This is a genomic window from Acetobacterium sp., from assembly GCF_041752335.1.
GTDB lineage: Bacteria > Bacillota > Clostridia > Eubacteriales > Eubacteriaceae > Acetobacterium.
This window is the reverse complement of sequence record NZ_JBGSHG010000058.1, coordinates 18551-37070: the sequence shown is the minus strand read 5'-3', so window position 1 is coordinate 37070 and position 18520 is coordinate 18551. Positions and strand designations below refer to the sequence as shown.

Genomic DNA, 18520 nt, shown 5'->3' with positions numbered 1-18520 from the left:
GTTACCTTTCTTAGAGACTGGACATCTTTAAAGGTAACGCATTTGATCGGTATTGACAATGGCTCTTTGCTTCGAAACCACCTTAATGGGTGCACAACTTTTTGGAGACCTTTTGCTTAACTAATATTTTACCAAACACAGAACTAATCCAAAAAATATTAATGGATTAATGAAGCATTTAAGGAATAATTGTCAAATTGATATAAAGGGAAGTAAACATAAAAGACAATTAATTAATTATGGCTATTATCATGGTTATAAAGGATATCGTTTCTTTAAAAAAAGCAATAATCGAATTCCCTATACAGAATTTGATGAGATTATTTCCGTAATTGAGTTTGATAACGGCGTTAAATCGATGCTTTATAAAGAAGTCATGTTTTTAGAAACTGCAATGAAGAATATTGTGATTTCCGAAACAATCAAAAACATGAAAGATGTTTCTTTTAACAGCATATATAATAAGAAAATGAATGACGATCTTTCAAATAAAAATCTCAGAACTAAACGACTAAAGCTAAGAGACAGTGTCCATTCGTCTATATCAAGAGAATATAAAAAAGGCAACCAAATGATCTCTCATTTCTATGATAGAGGCGATGATATCCCTATTTGGTCATTATTTGAAATCATAACATTTGGTGAATTAGCAAATTTCATCGAGTGCTTAGATAGAGCAACGCGTGAGAACTTACTTCAAAGTTTAAAGATGCTTAGTCCAACTGATACCGATAGAAAACTGATTTCAGATTCTTTGTTTAACTTAAACGGTCTTAGAAATGCGGTAGCGCACAACAGTATTGTTTTTGACTGTAGATTTAAAGATCGAAGCCCTTCTAAAAGTCTTCTCGCTTGGATAGAAGAAGAAATTGGACTTAAAATAAAATTTGACTATTTAATTGATTATATCTGTTTAATATGTTGCTTATTAAAATATCTATGCTGTGATCGAGAACGAATCAACTCTTTTATTTCCAGTTATGAAAATTTGCTTTTAGATTTGTACGAAAAGGTTGAGATAAGTATATACCAAAAAATAGTATCAACTGAAGTCAGAACAAAAATCAAAATTCTTAAAAATTATATATAATGTACTAAAAAGGCTTGATTTATATAGGATAATATAGGATAATATAGACACAGATTGAGGTGTATGTTTTAGGACTGCACTGCTGGAGAGTGAGATGCGTCGAACTCTCCTATTTTTATGCAATTAATTAACAAGCTATTTTTATCTAGGGACCTGTTTCCCGAGAAACAAATTTAAAATGTTGCGGAATATCAGAATGACCCAGATGAACTGAATGAACGGCCTTGGTCACAACGAGTACAAACAAAATGCAAACTATCCCGCTATAAATCGAACTGGTCTGATATACTAGAATACTCTGATAGGACACAGATAGGACAAATACAGATGAAAAACAACCAAGAATAGCAATATACTTCAAACTAATTGCCTATAATCCAATTTTTAAATTGATATATAAAAATCAAAAAATAAAAAAGAACCGCTAATTAAAGCCATTCTTTTAATTAAATATTATTCTTACTGGAGCTAGCGGGGGGGAATCGAACCCCCGGCCTACTGATTACGAATTAATCATATTAAATAACACTATCTCTAACCCCCTTCATATTTCCCATTAAATAGCCATTCTACAGTCTCAATTTCTTATAAACCCTCATGAAAAACAATCAAAAATCCTCAAAAAATTTAAACCTGTCCCCAAATTGTCCCCAAGTCATGGGTTTATAAAGCTGATGATAAAGCCGTTTTAATGATATAATAAAATAAAAACGGGAGAAACATCATGTCTAATGAAGAATTGGTTATGGCTTATCGTAATGGGGATAAATCGGCACTGGATCAAATCATTGAAAATAACCAGGGCCTTATCCATCATTTTGTTAATCAATACTATAATCTCACTGAAATATCGTATCTTGAACGTGATGATCTTGTTCAATTGGGGAATATTGGCTTGATTGAAGCTGCTAAAGGGTTTGATCCTGATTATGATGTCAAATTCTCCACTTATGCCGGTGTGGCCATTAAAGGGCACATCTCCAGAGGCTTGAGGTTTTCCTCTCCCTGGGAGAAGAGGAGCGACCGGGAAAGTGACCTATGCCATGTAATCAGCGCTCATGAGCTGATCCCTGGAGCTGATGAAACAACATACATTGATTTGATTGAAGATCCATCGGCCCTAAATGCCTTTCATCTGGCAAATGAAGAGGTTGACCGGTTAATCTTACGTGAAGACCTCTTCCGGGTGCTGGATCGTGTTTTCAATCCTGACGATAAAGAAAAGAATGCTCTGATTTTAAATCATGGCTTAAACGGGCATGAGTACACCTTGAAAGAAATATCCGGTTTATATGGCGTTTCTCCGGAGAGGGCCCGGCAATGGACTGCCAAAGGGTTGCGTCGGATTCGGGCTTCTACTTCCGGCAAAGAATTGATGGCCAAATATCGGGATGAGTATGTTTGTAATACCCTTCTCCCTAAGCTGCTAAAACACGGCCAGCGTAACCCTTATCTTTATGCTCAAAAGCTGGAAGACCTGGAAGATCTGGAATCTATTGATTATTACTTTGATATGCTCGGGCTATAATTTAACTTGCCGGTAACTTGCCGATAACTTGCCAGCGTTATGCTTTGACCTAATGCACTGTTTTGGTGCGTCAGTTATCCCACCCCAAATCGAAAAACCACCCTTCACTAAAACGGTGGTTTCTTGACTTTTCCGGTTATTCAAATAAGGGGGGTGTCAAATCGCCACCCCTTACATTGGCTCAATTTTCAGCTGATGTCTGATAAAATAAGGGCTACGGTAAAACACAGCACCCCCGCTTACCCTAAATTTCCAGATAATAGCAAAACCGCCCTTCACTAAAAAAGGCGGTTTCTTATTTTGATCCTGTGCTATATTCGCAATGCTTGGGAAATATCCTCAATTGTTTTTAATTCTTCAGTACAAGCTTTAATATAATCGTAAGCGATATTCGCTTTTATTGATTGTTCTTCGTGTTCCTGCTTTAATTTTTCGATCCCCTTTTTTTCATCCAGGATATAGTCAAAATAACACTCAAGAATATCTAAGATCATACGTCTTGCCTTGTTCAAATTTTGTGTCACTTCTGATATTGTCCCATCAATTTCATATAGTTTCTTCTCATCAACCAAAATGCACCTAGCCATTTTTGAACCTCTCTTTCATTGTAGCTATTTTTTTCTGTTTCCTGAAATTAAGGGGTTACTGACCCCCCCTTACCCTAAATTTTGGGATTTTCGCTCACGCCTGGTTAGACATTGCGACCGTGAAGAGGTGCAGAAAGTTTATTGCTCCCCCCACCACTGTTATTGCTTAACCCCACCTGTCAATAGGTTTACCGCTTCCTGGAACCCCAACACAAAACCCTGATACATAGCAGCACTGGCCCAGCTGGAAGACATTTCTTCTATACCGTTTCGCAAGTCATCATGGTCTATTTTCCCCAGCAAATCATAGAAATTTGTGATAAATTCATCATATTCCGGTGTATCCTGATGCGATTCTCTGTTTTCTATCGATTCCAATAAAGCTGCCAAACTATCATTTCCAATCCCATTGCATAACTATTGATAAGTATTCATAATAATCCCTCTCCTCTTCAAGTTTTTTATAATTTTTCCCAGAATTGATCAGTTTCATCCATTCTGTAATCACGCTCTTTTGCTGAGATATCGCCGATCCGATAGGAATAACTAAGTATTCCATAAATCTCAAATAAAATCAGCCTGGTTGTTTCAATGCTATCCTCGAACTCTATCATCTGTTCCTTTTTGCTTTCAATAAGTTTATCCAGTATGATCATGCGTTTGTTCTTGTTCATTCTTTTTTCTCCCTTCGTTTGCTGCGCTGGAAGAGGTGGCCCTAGTTCGGGGCCACCTTCCGGGCTGCGTGATCGTTCCGGCTCCTGGCGTTGGTCAAATTACTTCAAATGTCACACCATGTCCGGATTTTCTTTGTTTAAACGGCGCTCGACCTCTTCCACAGTCAGATTATTGTCAAGCACTGCCTGGATCGCATCTATCAGCTTAACCCCATCAAGATAGGCCCATATCGTTTTCTGTTTTCGTTTCATGGTTATTCTTCCTTTTCTCATTAACTTTAGGTTTATTCATTATGATTAGGTTTCCCTCTTTCTTCGGATTTTTCCTGATTTCTTCTACATTTGCATAGGTGGCTGCTTGCTTAAATCCGGAAAAGTTTAAATACGAAACTGTATAGCCACCGATGCCAAAGCCATTTGACCAACCTTTGGTTAAATCGTTTGCCCAATTAACCGCTTTTTCTCCAAACAATTCAATCGCCCGGCACAATGGCACCCCATCAGTATCACCAAACAATATGGCCTCTCCATTAAACAGTTCTTTCGCCTGTGCACTGTTTAGCATTTTTCCTCCCGTCCGGAAGAGGTGCAGCCTCTCCCTAAGCAATCTGTGCTTTTATCCTCAAACCATAATATAAACCATTACCGCCAACAATTTGTTTTAAGGCCCCTTTTAAGGCCGTTCCGAAGTCCATGACCTTTGATAACCATTCAGCAACCGAAGAGGCCAGATAGCCTACACAGTAAGAATTGCCGTGGATCGTGGCCACCACTTCAATGGCATCCTCTTCAAAATATCTGGTAGTGTTTCTTTGAAGACTGATCGTGATTTCTGATGGGTCGTATTGTTTCATATGGTCAATGGCTGTCTGTCTCTTGCCCTGGGTGACACCCTTGACAACAAGGGCTTTTCCTTTGGCCAGCTCCCAGGCTCTTTTAAATGCCTGGCTTTTGGTTAATCCGGTGGTGGTTAACTTGTTGGCGGTTCTTGCGATTTCTGATAAGTTATACATGGTGATGGCTCCCTTCAATCAACATCTTTATCTTTATGTACTTATTCTACATCATTATGTAGATACTGTCAATAGATATATGAAGTATTTCTATATAATTATGTATTATTTATCTTGTATTATGTAGAAATTAGGATTATAATAGTAAACATAAAGGAGGTGTTAAAATGCCATTTACATATAACAAATTATGGAAAATATTAATTGATAAAAACATGACTAAAGAAGACTTTAGAAAACTTATCAAGGCTTCACCCACAACCATTGCCGCCATGGGTAAAGGAGATGGGATATCACCAAAAGTATTAGAGCGTATCTGCAAGGCCCTGCAATGCCAGCCCGGCGACATCATGGAATATCATGAAGAGGAAAATTAGTATATTAATTTTTTTAAAAAGGAGAACGCCATGTACCTAGAAGAAAGGCTCGAAGCAATCGAACGAAAACAGGAAGAAATCATTTCGCAGAATACTGTGATTTTGACTTTGCTAAAACAAGAAAGAGAACCAAATTTAACGTTTCTTTCGACAAAGGATTTTGCAGAAAAAGCAGCTATCAGCTATGCTGTTGCAAGACGAATAATAAAAAATGGTATCTTACCAGAACCCATTTACTTAAAAGTAGCTGGTCAAGACAGAATTCACTGGAAATTGTATTGCGAATGGCTCACCGTGCCTGGTAATGCCAAGAAATTAGAAAAGATCTGACTAGATCAACGGAACGTTTTGTTGACCTCAACAAATCATCCGTGAAGAGGATCTGCCACAACTATTTAAGTTATTTTAGTCAAATATAATACCGTCGCATTTCACGACGCAAATAAGGGTGTCGCATTTCGCTCCCCCCCTGAGACGATCATTAAGAAGAGGTGATTATAAACCTCTTCTTTTTTCATGTAAATTATTGGCCAAAGCGCCCCGCATTTTAACTCCCTCTTGAATCTGGTGTTCTTATTCCTGCTATAAATAAAACCGCTTAAATCGGCTTATCCAGCTTCATTTTATTAACCGCTTCTTGACGTACGTATAATATAGGCGTATAATATAGGCGTAGGGAGGATAGCAAATGACAACACGGGAAATAATGAAGATCCTGAAAAAGGACGGTTGGTTTGAAATTGAAACCAATGGTTCACATGTTCAGATGAAGCACCCAACAAAAGAAGGGAAAGTCACCGTTGTTAAACACTCGGGTGATCTTCCCAAGGGAACACTTAACAGCATCCTCAAACAGGCAGGGCTTAAATAGCCCTGTCACCCTATGAAAAGGAGTGGAAACCATGCGTAAATTAACTTATTTGGCTGTATTGGAACCGTCTTCTGATGGTTACGGCGTTTATTTTCCGGATTTACCCGGTTGTATCAGTTTTGGGAAAGACATTGAAGAGGCTCAGCAAATGGCAAGGGAAGCGCTGGAGCTGCATGTATATGGTATGGAAAAAGATGGTGATCCTCTTCCAGCACCATCAAAAACACTGGCAAAGGAAGAGGTAGAGGACGGGATCATGACCGCCGTTACTGTTTTGCCTGATCTGGTAAAGAATGATATGGAGAACCGGCGCGTTAAGACTAATGTCACTATTCCGGCATGGCTTAAAGATGCTGCTGAATCCAGACATGTTAATTATTCAAAGTTGCTGGAAGCTGCTTTGATTGATTATCTCAATGTGAAAAGAGAGGTTCTGCGTTGAGCGTCAAAATAGGCAATGAATGATTTACAGAGTTCAGCGACCTTTATAATAATGATCCGGATTTCATATCCTCCAAATTGCCGGGCATAAAGATGACGTCACGAATCGTTACTCCATCGGAAGAAATCATAGAAGCCCGGGCCAATGCCTAGGCTTTTTTTATTTCCGGTGTCCGGCTTCAGATGTCGGCTTTACCGACAACCGGTTTCGCCAACTTGGACAAAAATGTCCGTGTTCAACGGTCTATGGTTTTGACATTCGGTTTCGCCCCTCAAAATTAAGGAACGAAATATGGGTATTATCGCACATCTGGCCCCGGCACCAGATCCCCGGCCAGCTTGGCAAGTTCTTTGCGTGTTTCGGTGTGCTTAATAGGGTACGCAGATTTCTGCGTACCCTATCCAAAATTTTCACCGCTTGCTTTCTGATTCTCTTTCGCCCTTGTCTTGATCTCATCCTCTAACCTCAGGGCTAATATCCCGGCCCCGGACAGGGTATCCCCAACTTACGGATTACATCTCCCCAAAATTGGGGACATCTTCAGGTACGGTATAACCTGTACCAGACCAGTTTTATAATTGGTGTGCCTTAATCCGGGGTGTGTCGTGCTTTGCTACCCACTGGCCTTTACTGATGGTGTTCCCTGATCCGTGGTATACTGCGTTTCACCACCCACCGGGGTATACGGTGTTTTGCCGTACACCTCCAATAACTCCATAGGTAACAAACAAGCACCACCCAATAAAAACGGCTGTATGAGGCTGTCAGGCGGTTATTTTATGGCAATGCGGTTGCTGGCATATCATAGCTGAAATTTCAGGGCAAACGGTGGAGCCGGTAAAACATCCGTGTCCTAGTGTCACGGCTAAACTATGAGCTTGAAGGTCTGTCCAATTTTGGGCACACCCGTCACAATCCAGATTTTGGGTATACCCTGTTGCACTGTTTCGGTGCGTTAGATCTGTTTCGGTGTTTTACCGACTCAGGTATAACGTAAAAATCCGCTGTGCGGTTCCGCAGAAATCTGCTAAACCGGTTGAAACCCGAATTTTCATGTGTTAAATTCACACCCCAATTTTGAGGACTGGCAAGATCGGCGCAATTTTGCGCCGGTGTTTTTTCCATAATATTCATTTTCCAAGAAGAGGCCTAAATTGCTAAAAAAATATTTCCGGCATTCGCTCTATTGGAAGAAGTTACCCTATCCAATGAAAATGTATTTTGAAATTCTTCATTTTAGGTGGGGGGGATTGGCTCAACTACAGCATTTTTTTAATCTTCTCATCGTCTTCATTGCCTTTGTTCCTTTTTCTGGTTGTTCGTCGTTACCGGTGTTTAGCACAAATGATTATCCCGTTAACCACGTCATACCGTAGCTCAGGATAACTTAACCTGGTCTTGATGTAGTGCTCAGGGGTCATAAAGTGCATGTAATCGCTTATTTTCATGTAATTATTATTCAAAAAGTCAAAAATAAAGTGTGTGCGTAAATGGGGAACCCTATGCAATGTGCAGCTGATTACTAAATCGCACACCACCGGGGGATTGATATATGGCTTGAACCTTGCTCCTATTGCTTTTACTTGTGCAGTGTGCAACTTATTACCTTGCTATAACCTTGCCCTATTTGCAGCTTATTAATGGATTGTGTTTTACAGTTCTTAAGGTGGTGAAAACTGCAGCTTATTAATGGATTGTGTTTTACAGTTCTTAAGGTGGTGAAAACTCAGGGACAGAATGCCCCCCAGTTAGGTCAGCGAGGATCATGGGCAATACTCCATTAACTTCAATTTTGGCAAGCACTGGGAGCCGTGGCCATTCGCTCCCAATCCGTTTATAATATTTCTCATATAAAACTATCGCAAGAAGAAGATCCCTAATGATTCTTGAACCCTATCGAATGACCTCTTCTTACCGATGTTTTCTTTATTCCAGTGGTATGCTTAACCTCTTATGGTTCGCCAATATATCAAATTAAAACACCTTGATCTAACCTTATGCTTTTTACCACCCTTTTTTCATTGAACGTATGTTCAGGTTAAACGGCAATTATCCCGCCATGCTGCGCCATTATCAGTGCCATCACGACATAAGCGAATCACCCCAGGAACTTTTTAATAAAATACTCCTGCCCTTTTACCGTGACCATTGTCTTAATGCTTACGTCATGTTCACCATATGGTTTCGTAAATGGGACATGCTCAATTTCAAGCAAGCCATTATTAATGTATTCCTGCATTGGTATATTGTATTTTCCGTCATAATATACATATTTGTTTGTTCTAAGCCAGTCAAACAACTTGTTTGGCCCAGTATCCACACCCTTTTGTGCCAATATTTTGGCTAGTTCTCCTACTTCAATTGAAGTTTCGCTCGCTGTTAACGCCTCTGCCAGAAGAACCTTTAACCTTTGATCTCGCAACTGAGCATCTCTTGAGTCAATTATCTTCTGTGCTTGAAGAACAGCCAGTGCCATGAATTCTTCTCCCTGTGGCTGATTTATCCTTTTGATCTCGTATTCCATCTGGTTAAACGCCTCAATATATCTAAGTCTCCAGACATCAGCCTTCGAACCAGTAAACCCCAAGGCTATAAAACTAAATCCATCTCGTGTAAGCAAAAACTCTTTGTATTCATTCCCATTATGGAAAAATGAACTTTCTATGAAATATTTTTTAACTACGAAATTTTCCGTAGTTAAAATATTGATTTTGCTTTCAATCACCTTTACGACATCGTTATGCCTCTTCTCAAATCTTTCCGCAATCTCCCTGCTGCTGACAAATAACAAACCGTCTTTGTTTTCAATATTGATTAAATCGTTCATTTCTTTTTCCTCTCTGATTTCACGGCCGAATTTTCAGCTTTGATAATCTCTTTGCCGCAGGTACCGTAATACCCTCTTCTTTTGCCACCCTGATCATGCTGTAAACCTGGTATGGCCACCCAGTGAAATCATGGAAGCCTTCCCGGATGCTGTCAGTATCAATGATGTATCCTTTAACCGGCTCCGGCACCTTACGCCATTCTTTTGCTTTAATGATTTCTTTCTTAATTTCCGGCTTTTTTAGGTTTTTACTGGCATTCCACCTTTTTCTTGAAGGGCTCCCGGGTTCTCTAAAGGTTTTTCTTGTCTCTTTAATCAAATAAGCTGCCAGGTCGCTATATTGCCCTTTATCATCAAGGGGTGTGAAATTAATACGGCCGTTTGTCCATATTCTGTCAAAATCCTTTGCTGTCACATGATCTATCGTGTTTGCAATCAGATGATGGTGAATGGATTTTCTTTTATATTCGGTGACCAGGATATACCTGAGCTCCTCATTATTTTTCCGGTACTCTGCCCGGATCTTCCGGATAAATTTTTCAAGTTCAATCTTTGCCTTTTCTGGTGCCAGCCTTTTTTCTTTTGCATAAGTAAGAACAATATGCAAATCACCCTGGCCATAATTCGTATTAATGAGCCTTCTCAATTTAGTTTCTGCGTTCCGCTCATTGATTACCTGCATCTGCTCAGACGTTGGCTTCATATTTCCCCCCCTGGTGATTCCTTTTTTATTGAAACGAGTCGTAAACCGTTTGGTTATTTCTATGGTTCTCCCAGCTCTGCAGGTCTCTTTGATGTATGGCATTTTGATAACTCCTCATTATGAAAGATATTGTCGGCAAATTAATAACCTTATCAAGTCTAAATGCTGATTACTCAGCCGTTTTTTTGCTTGTTATCCATCATATAAAAAGGTATAATTAGATAACAGGTTATTTAAAGAACGCTATAGCATCCAAGCTTTAGCAGCGGTCTTTTCTTATTCAGTTATTTGTGATAAAACACAACACTCTCTTAAAACTCTCCCTACCGGTATTGCAGTGCCAGGGAGAGTTTTTTCATGTCTTTTTTCTGGTGCTTTCTGCCAAAATGGAATAAACACCTTTTTCAATGACTCCCTGAATCGGGGAGTCATCGGATCGGGGAGCTGGTGCTTTCTGCCGATGGAGTCCTGAATTGGGATTACATCGCTTATATCAGAAGTACCGTTTTGGTACTTCTGCTTTGTCATAAAATTAACGGGAAGAGGCCAGGAGTTTACTCTTTTCACAGCTAAACTACTGGTTCCTTCCCATTTGATTGTATTTCGCTGTTAAAATACCATGATTGGTAGAAATCCGAAAATTGCTTATTACTTTACCAGCCCGATACTTTTCTTGTAAGCGTCCATTCTTTCCAGGGTAATAACCTTTTCTTTTTCGCCTGGTACCTCTTCTGGTGCCTCTTCCGGAAATGGATCACTCAAATAATTGATAAGCTGATCCAAATTGATTAATTTTTTCCGCCCGGCCTTCACGCATTTGATCTTACCTTGATCTACAAGTCGTCTGATGGCGCATTCTGTGAGCGAGGTGTGCTGATCCAGGGCTTTTAATTCCGCTGCGCTTTGAGGGATCGTTCGCATTCTTGGGGTTTTCATGTTATACCGCCTCCTTTTGTTTCTTTAATTCCTCAATTGCACTATAAATCTTCTGTTTTTCCTCTTCTGGCAATTCGTGTCGCATTTTGCGGTAAAAGGTTGATTCAGCCATGTTGATCCGCTCCGCAACCATCCATTGGTATAAACCTGCATTTTTAATAGAATCTTTAATATCTTTGTTATTCATCTCGTTATCTCCTTTTTTATAAAATAGTTGTAGAAGTTGTTTATTCTTGCTATAATTAATTATAAGGCAAGAGTTGCAGTTGTGCAATGATAAATTGCCTTAATTAAAAAATTGCTAGATATTCTTACATTTGGAGGTGTTTAATATGGAAGAGGTAATATTTACTGGTTACGAAAGTAATTTTGCAATGCGGTTGAGGGATTTGATGAATGAATTTGGAACTACGCAAAAGAATTTAGCTGAAATTACCAAAATTACAAGACAGGCTATTGCACAGTATATGGAAGGAAGTGTACAACCAAATGTTGAGAGACTTTATAAAATAGCTAAGTATTTTCATGTATCAGCTGATTATTTGCTTGGAATCACGGACCAAAGAACTTCTAATATCGATGATCAGAAGATTCATGAAATTACAGGTTTGAGCTGCGAGGCAATTGATAAACTAAAAAGGTTCAATAGTTATTTGCCTGGTATTTTAATACCGACATTGAACGAATTGATAGAGTATGAGGATAACCCTGAATGTCTTGCTTTATCTTATAATTCAAGATATAGAAGTTGCCTTTCTTCTGATACTGAAGTGCGAACGGAACTTCATAATATTTTAAAATCTTCTAAAGATTTGCTTTCATTCAGTAATGGTCATATCGAAGGCCCACTATTGTTAATTGAAGAGTACTTTAATGGTATCGTAGATAAAAAAAGCTACTTAGATATTAAAATCGAAGACACTTCAGTTAGCGAAATTAGTACTCAACGGATTATTGACACAGTTTTTTTTGACACAATTAAAGATTCATTGGCTGAAATGAGAAACCAAAATGAACGTAAAGGCGTTAAAGCAAGCATCCGTCAAAAAACATACGCAGAGACATTAGAAGAAATGAACCGTTCTTTATTGTTTGATCAAATACATCTTGATGAAATTGTGGATTCATTTGAAAACGAATTTAAAACCGCACTTATTGCTGAAGGTGTCGATGATTTAGAACTTGATAAAATAATAGAAGAGCTTACAAAAGAAGAGGAGAACTAATCCATGGCCAACATAGAAAAGCGAGGCAATGCCTTCCGGATCGTTGTTTCTGGCGGTTTCGATGTTAATGGCAAAAGAATTAAGCACACCATGAACTATAAACCACCTGAGGGATTAAGCCCCACCAAATTAAAAAAGGATCTGGACAGGGCCGCCCTGGAGTTTGAGGAAAAATGCAACCTGGGCTACGTCATGGACAGTAACACGAAGCTCATTGATTTTATTGAAATCTGGTTTAAAAATTATGTGGGCAATAAGAACCTCTCCCCGGTGACGGTAAAAGGTTATCAGGATCTCTCATTGAAAATTGCTGAACATCTGGGACACCTGAAAATGGGAAAGATTACCTCAAAGCATATACAGGACTTTTATAATCTGATTAAAGCCGGTACTGGTATGCGTGGCGGAGAGAAATACCAGGTTACGCCTGAATACCTAACCATTGTGGCCAAAATGAAGCAGAGGGACATCTCAAAAAGAGCCGAAATCAATGACGATACCCTCCGGAGGCTTAAAAAAGGCGGTAACACTACTCTTGAGATTGCTCGTAAGGTGGCCGATGCTATTGGTAAAGACTTTGACAGCCTCTTTTTATCAACCAATCCACAAAGGCAAGTGTCCAACGATACGGTTTTACATTATCACCGGTTACTGAATAACATCATGAATACCGCCGTGAGATGGGGTGTTATTCCTTTCAACCCGATTGAAAAGCGTGTGGAGTTGCCCAAAACAGAGCGCAAGGAACAGGCTTATATGGATGATAAGGAAGCCATGGCATTTCTTGAGCTGCTGGAAGAGGAACCCATCAAATATAAGCTTGCCCTAAACCTCCTGATATACAGTGGCTTAAGGCGTGGTGAGATTGGCGGTCTGAAATGGTCGGATATCGACTTTGAAGATAAGATCATTACCGTCAAGAGGGCCCTAAAATATGTTACTGGCCAAGGCATCATTGAAGGGGATCCTAAAACCTTTAAATCTAAGCGTAGCGTGAAGCTGCCTGATTTCATCTTTGATCTGTTTAGGAGCTATAAAGTCTGGCAGCTGACAGAGCGCCTTAAAGTCGGCGATCAATGGATTGATCATGACTATATCTTCACCAGATGGAACGGAGAACCCATGAACCTTGACACCATTGGCGGTTATCTTAAAAAATTTACCGATAAGCATGGATTAAAGCCGGTGCATCTGCACTCTCTCAGGCACACAAACGCATCCATCCTTATTGCCAGTGGTGTGGATCTAAAAACGGTATCTTCCCGGCTGGGCCATTCCAATATCTCCACGACCGGTAATATTTATGCCCATGTGATCAATACGGCCGACGCAAAAGCCAGTGATGCACTGGAAAATATTTTAATCAAACCTTCCGTCAAAGCTCAATAACATTTCGTTATTGAGCTTATCTTTTTTCAAAAGTGTCCCCAAATTGTCCCCAAGTCATGGGTTTTTCGCCCGTCTCACACCTCGGCGCATAAAAAAAAAGAGAACCAAAAAGGCTCTCTCATGCGATTCTTACTGGAGCTAGCGGGGGGAATCGAACCCCCGACCTACTGATTACGAATCAGTTGCGCTACCATCTGTGCCACGCCAGCAGTAAAAACTTACTGAGTTATCATAACACAAACCCCTGCTCCACTTCAATATTTTTTTAAGATTCTTGTAACCGCAAGCACCACATTTCCATAGCTTTTTTATTTATTACCCTCCAACTACTTTTTTTCTTGCATTTTTTGTATGACTGATACTATTATAGCCCCTAAAATCATAAAATCCCCTCTTTGCTTGTAAAATAACGATAATTTTTTATCCTTGTGTAAACCTTTACCCGTGTGTTAAAATGATGTCAATTTAATACCAGAGTAGACAAGATGCGTAAAGTGTTAAAGGATGGGAAGTTGCCTTTAAACGAAATGTGACCATTGCGGTATCTTGTCGCTTCCGCTGTTACAATGCAGATTGTAGGTTGCGGAAGCATTACTTTAAAATCAAGGAGGTTTTATGAAAAGTAATGCTTTTATTAGTAGTACCACCCGGACGCGAATTGTCGTTAATTGTGGACTGCTCATTGCCATCAGCATCGTGCTGAAGATTCTATTTGAGGTGTATATCCCTCTTGGTGGCTTTCCTTCGCTCCGGTTAAACATTACTGCTTTGCCAATCATGCTAAGCGGTATCTTGTTTGGACCGCTGGCCGGTTTTGCCGTTGGTTTTATTTCCGACATCCTGTGCTTTATTATTAAGCCCGGTGGCCCTTTCTTTATCGGATTTTCACTTGCAAGTGGATTGACCGGTTTAATTCCAGGTTTTCTTTTTATGATGTTAAGAAAAAAAGAAATCAAACATCTGGAATGGTTCAACCTGGTATTCATTGTTTTGGCAACGATTATTCTCGCCATTTCCGGTACCTTCGGTTTTAACAATGGCACCCTTTATTATGCAGGAGAACCTTTAAGTATGGTTTTCTTTGTGCTCTTTATCGCTTTAATGATCGCATTTGCGGTCTTCCCCATTATCGTTGTAAAGAAATCCAATCTTGATAGTGAATATCGCAGCGATCATATTCTGTTTATCGTGAGTGTTTCACAATTGGTCACATCAATTTTGTTAAATACGTGGTTTTTGAGTATTCTTTATGGACAGGCCGTTGCTGTACTACTTCCTGCCCGAATCATAAGCAATATCTTCCTGATTCCGTTGTATACCATTATGCTCGTTGGTTTGTTGAAAATTCTACCCAGCTTTATTAAACAACGTTAGTCACGGACCCCTTCTCACAAGAGGCAACTATTTCAGTTTGCCTCTTTCTATTTTTTTCAGGCACTGATCAAATCAAAAAATCATTTCCATGATTGTATTCATTGATGCAAATTCTGATCTTGACTTAATTTCCATCTGGAAAAAAATCTTAAAACCAGTCAATTTTTCCCTGATTGCTTGAGTATTCCCATAAAAGAGAGTATACTAACATAGTGACTAATTAAGTATGTAGCACAGATCAACAGGCTAAAATAATGATAACACTTAGGAGGTTTTGGAAAATGGGATTAGTAACATCAACTGAGATGTTCAAAAAAGCTTATGAAGGTGGCTATGCTGTCGGGGCTTTTAATGTCAATAATATGGAGATTATCCAGGGAATTGTCGAGGCTGCTGCCGAAGAACAAGCTCCCCTTATTTTACAAGTATCGGCAGGTGCCAGAAAATATGCCCATCCAGTCTATTTAAGAAAATTAGTTGAAGCAGCCATCGAGGTTACCGGTTTGGATATTTGCCTCCATTTAGATCACGGCGATGATTTCGAAATTTGCAAAAGCTGTGTCGATAGTGGTTTCACCTCTGTTATGGTTGATGGTTCAAAACATCCTTTTGCTGACAATATCGCCTTAACAAAACAAGTCGTTGAATATGCTCATGATCATGGTGTTGTGGTTGAAGCCGAGCTGGGTAAACTGGCTGGTATTGAAGATGATGTCAATGTCGACACACCCAACGCAACCTATACCGATCCCGATGAAGCGGTTGAATTTGTTGAAAAAACCGGCTGCGATTCTTTAGCAATTACTATTGGCACCAGCCATGGCGCATTTAAATTTAAAGGCGAACCCCGTCTGGATTTTGAACGGCTCTATAAAATTTCTGATCTGCTTCCCGGCTTTCCGCTGGTCCTTCACGGGGCCTCCTCTGTTCCCAAAGAATTTGTGAATCTGTGCAACCAATATGGTGGACAAATTCCCGGCGCTCAAGGTGTTCCTGAAGATATGCTGCGAAAAGCTGCGAAATCTGGGGTTTGTAAAATCAATATCGATACCGATCTACGTCTGGCCATGACCGCCTCGATTCGCCAGGTTTTTGTTGAAAACCCCGGCTGGTTCGATCCCCGCCAATATTTAGGACCGGGTCGTTCGGCCATTAAAGCAATGGTTGCCCACAAAATCAAAAATGTTCTGGACTGCAGCCACAAACGATAATTTTTAATTATCCTTAACTCGCTTCTCCGTTTTAGGGCATGTCGCAAAATAACTTTGGTTACTTGCGAACATGCTCTTTTTATGTTCTTGGTAAAATCCATCAATATTCCCTGATACAACCGGAAACTTAAAAATCAAAGCCAGCCATACGGGTTAAATTATTCTCGAACTACAGCACCGAAACTTAATTTATTTACCTGGCTTCCATGGTATAATAATCACAAAATACTTCTTAAGGATTATCAATGAAAATAATTGTTATCACCGAAAATGAAAGCAACCAGCGACTGGATCGCTTTCTGAAAAAACTTATGCCCCAGGCATCGACAGGATTTCTCCAGAAGATGCTGCGAAAAAAAAGAATCAAACTCAATGGTCAAAAATCGGAACCATCCACCGCGATCACCACCGGCGACGTGGTCCAGATTTATTTCTCTGAAGACACCATTGCCAATTTCCGAACCGATTCAACCAAAAAAAAGCTGGATAAAAATAGTACCATTCTCGATATCATTTATGAAAATAATGATCTGCTGGTTCTTAATAAACCAGCCGAAGTACTCACCCAGCCGGATAAAACCGAAGAACTTTCACTGATTGATTACGCCGTTGACTATCTGATTAAGAAGGGTGATTATGACCCTAAAACCAATCTTACCTTCACCCCGGCCTGTGCCAACCGGTTGGATAAAAACACCACCGGGATCATCCTGGTGCCCAAGAATTATAAAACCCTCCAGGAGGTTAATCAGGCCATCCGCGAAGATCAAACCGAAAAGATCTACTTTGCCATCGTCTCCGGCAAACCCAAAGCCGCGGATGAGATCGTCGGTTATTTGAAAAAAGACGGCGATAAAAATACCGTCACCTTCTCCGAGCAGCAAACTGCCCCAACCGATAAAAAAGCGGTGCTGAACTACGAAACCCTGGAAAGTCATGGTGACTATGCGCTGTTAAAAGTTATTTTAAAAACCGGTCGTTCTCATCAGATTCGGGTCCAGCTGGCCGCCGTTGGTTTTCCTATACTGGGGGATCCCAAATATGGCAGTCGCCAGGTCAACAGCCGTTTATATGAGGAATCCGGCCTGAAAAGTCAGTTGCTTCATAGTGCCCAGTATACGCTGACGGATATGAAAAAAACCTTCACCGCCCCGGTTCCCCCAGTTTTTGAAAAAGCTCTGAAACGCTTTGGCTTCAAAGACCCTTTTCTGTCTGAGAAATAATCATGGGGTACTGGAACAGCCGCGGGCTGCGGGGCAGTCAGCTTGAAGAAAATTTAAATATTACCAATAAAATTTATCTGGAGCAGGGCTTGGCGGTGGTTCAGAAAATACCCACTTCCATCAAACCGGTGGAGTTGGACCCGGCCAAGGGAACCATCAAACTGGCTTATTTTGAAGAAAAAAGCACCGTCGATTATCTGGGTAACATCCAGGGCATTCCGGTCTGCTTTGACGCCAAGGAAACCAGCCAGAAGCGTTTGCCGATTGCCAATATCCACCAGCATCAGATGGAATTTATGGAAGCTTTTGAAAAACAAGAGGGTCTGTCCTTCCTGATTGTCCATTTTAAATTCTGTGATGAAACCTTCCTGCTGCCTTTTGGGGTTCTAAAAACCTATTGGGATAATGCCCAGCATGATGGCCGCAAGTCCATTCCCTATGGAGACTTCGATCAGAATCTGCGCATTTACCCCTTTCACAATATCCTCCTCCATTATCTGGAGGCCATCAACCATTATCTTACCGGAAAGGAAATACAAAAATGAAAAAAATTGCCAGCTTCACCATCAACCATCTGGATTTACTGCGAGGCGTCTACATCTCCCGAAAAGATTATTGCGGCGATCACTGCATCACCACCTTTGATATTCGGATGAAAGAACCTAACCGCGAACCGGTGATCAACAACGGCGAGCTCCACGCTTTGGAGCACTTGGGCGCAACCTTTTTGCGCAATGATGAGGTTCTCAGTGATGAGATTGTCTATTTTGGACCAATGGGCTGCCGGACCGGCTTCTATCTGCTGATGAAAGGCGAACGAACCCCTACGGATATCATGCCCTTGATCATCAAACTATTTTCCTTTATGGCTGATTACGAAGACGAAATCCCCGGTGCTACACCCCGGGACTGTGGTAACTTCCTGGATATGAACCTGCCCATGGCCCGCTATGAAGCAAAGAAATTTCTGACCGAAATTCTTGAAAACATCCAGCCTGAAAATATGATTTATCCTGATTAAATCAGGCCAATAAAAAAAGCCCACATGG

The 18520-nt window shown here is 40.3% G+C and carries 23 protein-coding genes, 2 tRNA genes and 1 riboswitch; of the genes, 13 read left to right on the top strand and 12 right to left on the bottom strand.

Annotated features, from left to right (window positions below):
- Positions 1 to 169: 169 nt before the first annotated feature.
- Entirely contained in the window at positions 170 to 1090 is a 921-nt protein-coding gene (locus tag ACEW8F_RS07700) for an Abi family protein (RefSeq protein WP_373482890.1), read from the top strand.
- Positions 1091 to 1553: 463 nt separating this feature from the next.
- Here the strand turns inward: ACEW8F_RS07700 and ACEW8F_RS07695 are convergent.
- A tRNA-Thr gene (locus tag ACEW8F_RS07695) sits at positions 1554 to 1629 on the bottom strand.
- Positions 1630 to 1814: 185 nt separating this feature from the next.
- Here ACEW8F_RS07695 and ACEW8F_RS07690 point away from each other — a divergent pair.
- Complete coding sequence (locus tag ACEW8F_RS07690; protein WP_323396369.1) at positions 1815 to 2618, top strand: sigma-70 family RNA polymerase sigma factor; 804 nt, start codon at positions 1815 to 1817, stop codon at positions 2616 to 2618.
- A 311-nt stretch (positions 2619 to 2929) separates the two neighbouring features.
- Here the strand turns inward: ACEW8F_RS07690 and ACEW8F_RS07685 are convergent, their stop codons facing one another.
- The 6 genes from ACEW8F_RS07685 to ACEW8F_RS07660 all read right to left on the bottom strand — a co-directional run bounded on the left by ACEW8F_RS07685 (position 2930) and on the right by ACEW8F_RS07660 (position 4892).
- A complete protein-coding gene (locus tag ACEW8F_RS07685) occupies positions 2930 to 3205 on the bottom strand; it encodes a hypothetical protein (protein ID WP_373482889.1) in 276 nt (91 codons plus the stop codon).
- A 159-nt stretch (positions 3206 to 3364) separates the two neighbouring features.
- A complete protein-coding gene (locus ACEW8F_RS07680) occupies positions 3365 to 3595 on the bottom strand; it encodes a hypothetical protein (RefSeq protein WP_373482888.1) in 231 nt (76 codons plus the stop codon).
- 71 nt (positions 3596 to 3666) lie between these two features.
- Positions 3667 to 3879 carry a hypothetical protein gene (locus ACEW8F_RS07675; RefSeq protein ID WP_373482887.1) on the bottom strand — a complete coding sequence of 71 codons (213 nt, stop codon included), beginning with the start codon at positions 3877 to 3879 and terminating at the stop codon, positions 3667 to 3669.
- 111 nt (positions 3880 to 3990) lie between these two features.
- Entirely contained in the window at positions 3991 to 4131 is a 141-nt protein-coding gene (locus tag ACEW8F_RS07670; protein ID WP_373482886.1) for a hypothetical protein, read from the bottom strand.
- Positions 4094 to 4444: a hypothetical protein gene (locus ACEW8F_RS07665; protein WP_373482885.1), complete on the bottom strand. Its 351-nt coding sequence runs from the start codon at positions 4442 to 4444 to the stop codon at positions 4094 to 4096. Before ACEW8F_RS07665 ends, ACEW8F_RS07670 begins: the two co-directional genes overlap by 38 nt.
- 34 nt (positions 4445 to 4478) lie before the next feature.
- Complete coding sequence (locus ACEW8F_RS07660) at positions 4479 to 4892, bottom strand: hypothetical protein (RefSeq protein ID WP_373482884.1); 414 nt, start codon at positions 4890 to 4892, stop codon at positions 4479 to 4481.
- 167 nt (positions 4893 to 5059) lie between these two features.
- Between ACEW8F_RS07660 and ACEW8F_RS07655 the strand changes: the two genes are divergently transcribed.
- From ACEW8F_RS07655 to ACEW8F_RS07640, 4 genes are all read left to right on the top strand, one after another.
- Entirely contained in the window at positions 5060 to 5269 is a 210-nt protein-coding gene (locus ACEW8F_RS07655) for a helix-turn-helix domain-containing protein (RefSeq protein WP_373482883.1), read from the top strand.
- Positions 5270 to 5299: 30 nt separating this feature from the next.
- Positions 5300 to 5599 (top strand): hypothetical protein, encoded by a 300-nt coding sequence (locus ACEW8F_RS07650; RefSeq protein ID WP_373482882.1) that lies wholly within the window; start codon positions 5300 to 5302, stop codon positions 5597 to 5599.
- A 358-nt stretch (positions 5600 to 5957) separates the two neighbouring features.
- Positions 5958 to 6140, top strand: a complete 183-nt coding sequence (locus ACEW8F_RS07645) for a type II toxin-antitoxin system HicA family toxin (RefSeq protein WP_148637594.1) — start codon at positions 5958 to 5960, stop codon at positions 6138 to 6140.
- Between the two features lie 31 nt (positions 6141 to 6171).
- A complete protein-coding gene (locus ACEW8F_RS07640) occupies positions 6172 to 6582 on the top strand; it encodes a type II toxin-antitoxin system HicB family antitoxin (protein WP_373482881.1) in 411 nt (136 codons plus the stop codon).
- Positions 6583 to 8680: 2098 nt separating this feature from the next.
- Here the strand turns inward: ACEW8F_RS07640 and ACEW8F_RS07635 are convergent.
- The 4 genes from ACEW8F_RS07635 to ACEW8F_RS07620 all read right to left on the bottom strand — a co-directional run bounded on the left by ACEW8F_RS07635 (position 8681) and on the right by ACEW8F_RS07620 (position 11235).
- Positions 8681 to 9409 carry a Rha family transcriptional regulator gene (locus tag ACEW8F_RS07635; protein WP_373482880.1) on the bottom strand — a complete coding sequence of 243 codons (729 nt, stop codon included), beginning with the start codon at positions 9407 to 9409 and terminating at the stop codon, positions 8681 to 8683.
- A gap of 19 nt (positions 9410 to 9428) precedes the next feature.
- Positions 9429 to 10112 (bottom strand): hypothetical protein, encoded by a 684-nt coding sequence (locus ACEW8F_RS07630; RefSeq protein ID WP_373482879.1) that lies wholly within the window; start codon positions 10110 to 10112, stop codon positions 9429 to 9431.
- 648 nt (positions 10113 to 10760) lie between these two features.
- Positions 10761 to 11048 carry a hypothetical protein gene (locus ACEW8F_RS07625; protein WP_373482878.1) on the bottom strand — a complete coding sequence of 96 codons (288 nt, stop codon included), beginning with the start codon at positions 11046 to 11048 and terminating at the stop codon, positions 10761 to 10763.
- A gap of 1 nt (position 11049) precedes the next feature.
- Entirely contained in the window at positions 11050 to 11235 is a 186-nt protein-coding gene (locus tag ACEW8F_RS07620; protein WP_320024996.1) for a hypothetical protein, read from the bottom strand.
- 145 nt (positions 11236 to 11380) lie between these two features.
- Here ACEW8F_RS07620 and ACEW8F_RS07615 point away from each other — a divergent pair, with 145 nt between their 5' ends.
- Both ACEW8F_RS07615 and ACEW8F_RS07610 read left to right on the top strand, forming a co-directional pair.
- Positions 11381 to 12274, top strand: coding sequence for a helix-turn-helix domain-containing protein (locus ACEW8F_RS07615; RefSeq protein ID WP_373482877.1), 894 nt, complete (start codon positions 11381 to 11383; stop codon positions 12272 to 12274).
- Between the two features lie 3 nt (positions 12275 to 12277).
- Positions 12278 to 13663, top strand: coding sequence for a tyrosine-type recombinase/integrase (locus ACEW8F_RS07610; RefSeq protein WP_373482876.1), 1386 nt, complete (start codon positions 12278 to 12280; stop codon positions 13661 to 13663).
- Positions 13664 to 13796: 133 nt separating this feature from the next.
- On the opposite strand, the gene ACEW8F_RS07605 is transcribed toward ACEW8F_RS07610, so the two are convergent.
- A tRNA-Thr gene (locus ACEW8F_RS07605) sits at positions 13797 to 13872 on the bottom strand.
- Positions 13873 to 14133: 261 nt separating this feature from the next.
- Positions 14134 to 14226: riboswitch (THF riboswitch) on the top strand.
- 52 nt (positions 14227 to 14278) lie between these two features.
- Between ACEW8F_RS07605 and ACEW8F_RS07600 the strand changes: the two genes are divergently transcribed.
- The 5 genes from ACEW8F_RS07600 (at position 14279) to ACEW8F_RS07580 (ending at position 18492) form a co-directional block, all read left to right on the top strand.
- On the top strand, positions 14279 to 15037 hold the full coding sequence (locus ACEW8F_RS07600) for a folate family ECF transporter S component (RefSeq protein ID WP_373482875.1): 759 nt from the start codon (positions 14279 to 14281) through the stop codon (positions 15035 to 15037).
- Positions 15038 to 15318: 281 nt separating this feature from the next.
- Positions 15319 to 16248: a class II fructose-1,6-bisphosphate aldolase gene (gene fba / locus ACEW8F_RS07595; protein ID WP_373482874.1), complete on the top strand. Its 930-nt coding sequence runs from the start codon at positions 15319 to 15321 to the stop codon at positions 16246 to 16248.
- Between the two features lie 245 nt (positions 16249 to 16493).
- Positions 16494 to 17471 carry a pseudouridine synthase gene (locus ACEW8F_RS07590; protein WP_373482873.1) on the top strand — a complete coding sequence of 326 codons (978 nt, stop codon included), beginning with the start codon at positions 16494 to 16496 and terminating at the stop codon, positions 17469 to 17471.
- 2 nt (positions 17472 to 17473) lie between these two features.
- Positions 17474 to 18016: a Holliday junction resolvase RecU gene (locus ACEW8F_RS07585; RefSeq protein ID WP_373482872.1), complete on the top strand. Its 543-nt coding sequence runs from the start codon at positions 17474 to 17476 to the stop codon at positions 18014 to 18016.
- Complete coding sequence (locus ACEW8F_RS07580) at positions 18013 to 18492, top strand: S-ribosylhomocysteine lyase (protein ID WP_373482871.1); 480 nt, start codon at positions 18013 to 18015, stop codon at positions 18490 to 18492. The genes ACEW8F_RS07585 and ACEW8F_RS07580 overlap by 4 nt, the downstream gene beginning before the upstream one ends.
- Positions 18493 to 18520: the final 28 nt, after the last annotated feature.